Raw genomic sequence first — 1,490 nt, 5'->3', positions numbered from 1 at the left:
GCGGACTGTCCAATGTCTCGTCCGACCGCCGGACTACGCCGGATCCGCCGTCTCGGCGAGCACCGACAGCACGACTTTCTGCTCGATCGCGTCGAGCTTCGCCTCGAGCTCGGCGGGCGGCAGCCGTGGGCGTGCCGGGTCCATCAGGTAATGCGCCAGATGCTTGGCCGTGCTGTGGCCCAGGGACGCGGCCTGGGTAATCAGCGCGATGCCGTGCGCTTCGTCGGGCGCAACCCCGGTCCCGGCAATGTGGCAGCGGCCCAGTTGATGCAGCGCTTCGGGATAGTGCTGGCGGGCGGACGATTTGAACCACTGCACCGCCTCGGCCGGCATCGCTTGCATGAGAAATTCCAACGCCAGGTCGCACTGCGCTTCGGCTTGGCCGGTGTCGGCGTCCAGGAGCAGCGCGAAGTCCTCCGGCTCGAGCTCAAGGCGCGAGAGTGGCAGGATTTCCTCGAGCAGCACACGCGCGTGGTCGCCCAGGCTGGCGTCGCCTTGCAGGTGGAGCTGGCCGTCGGTCACACGGCGCCACAAGGTGCGTTTGCTCAGTCCCGTCAGCGAGGCTGCAGTGCTCAGGGTAATTGTGGCCATCGTGCGACGCGTGGGATGCGGAGCCGCTTAGTGTAGCCCTGGTGTGGGACGGGCGACAGTCGGGGTTGGTTCGGGGTCGGGTAGGGGTGTGACACATCCCGGCGTGGCACAGGGGGGGGTGTGACACAGAGGGTCGTGGCACAGGGGGGGGGTGTGACACAGAGGGTCGTGGCACAGGGGGGGGGTGTGCCAAAGGGGTGGTGTTGTGCGGTCCGTGCGGCGCTAAAAAACAGAAGCTACAAAAATGACAAAAAAGAGGCCTGGCACGGGTGTTGCGTCTAGAGCAGCGGAAGGCGCAGGTGACTCACAACGGACCCGCGTTAGATGTTTTCGTTTCTCTCGTCCTCAAAGGGGATTGTCATGAAAAAGGTACAACAAGGTTTCACCCTGATCGAACTGATGATCGTGGTGGCGATTATTGGCATTTTGGCTGCGGTGGCGTTGCCGGCGTATCAGGATTACACGGCAAAGTCTCAAGTGACAGCAGCTCTTGCCGAGATGACCCCAGGTAAAACTCAGGCGGAGGCTAAGATCAACGAGGGGCTTTCTGCTGCTCTGACAACAGCTGCAGATGTGGGCCTTGCTACTTCAACGCGGTGCCCCACAGTTACTGTCTCAGTGGCAACTAATGGCGAGGCATCAATTGCATGCACCATGGCTGGCAATCCTGAGGTATCCACAAAAACTCTTACTTTGTCTCGTACTGCTGCTGGCGTGTGGTCATGCGCAACCACTGCACCGGCAAAGTATGCACCTAAGGGTTGCACTGGCGCCTAAAGTACGGAGTGGCGAAATAGCGGACAGACCCCAACTCCCCACCTGACCTAGCCTCACCCCAAAGCCCGCCGTGGTACTGCCCGGCGGGCTTTTTGTTACTTTTTTGTTGGACGAAATGAACC

General features: G+C 61.1%; 2 protein-coding genes. One reads left to right on the top strand and one right to left on the bottom strand.

Annotated features, from left to right (window positions below):
• Window positions 1-33: 33 nt before the first annotated feature.
• Window positions 34-591 carry a hypothetical protein gene (locus tag ACUH78_RS19235; RefSeq protein ID WP_445334411.1) on the bottom strand — a complete coding sequence of 186 codons (558 nt, stop codon included), beginning with the start codon at window positions 589-591 and terminating at the stop codon, window positions 34-36.
• A 360-nt stretch (window positions 592-951) separates the two neighbouring features.
• Between ACUH78_RS19235 and ACUH78_RS19230 the strand changes: the two genes are divergently transcribed.
• Window positions 952-1,368, top strand: a complete 417-nt coding sequence (locus ACUH78_RS19230) for a pilin (RefSeq protein ID WP_445334467.1) — start codon at window positions 952-954, stop codon at window positions 1,366-1,368.
• Window positions 1,369-1,490: the final 122 nt, after the last annotated feature.

It is taken from the genome of Thauera sp. ZXT1-4 (assembly GCF_052598215.2).
The sequence above is the reverse complement of the archived record's forward strand: the minus strand, read 5'-3'. Positions and strand labels throughout refer to the sequence as shown.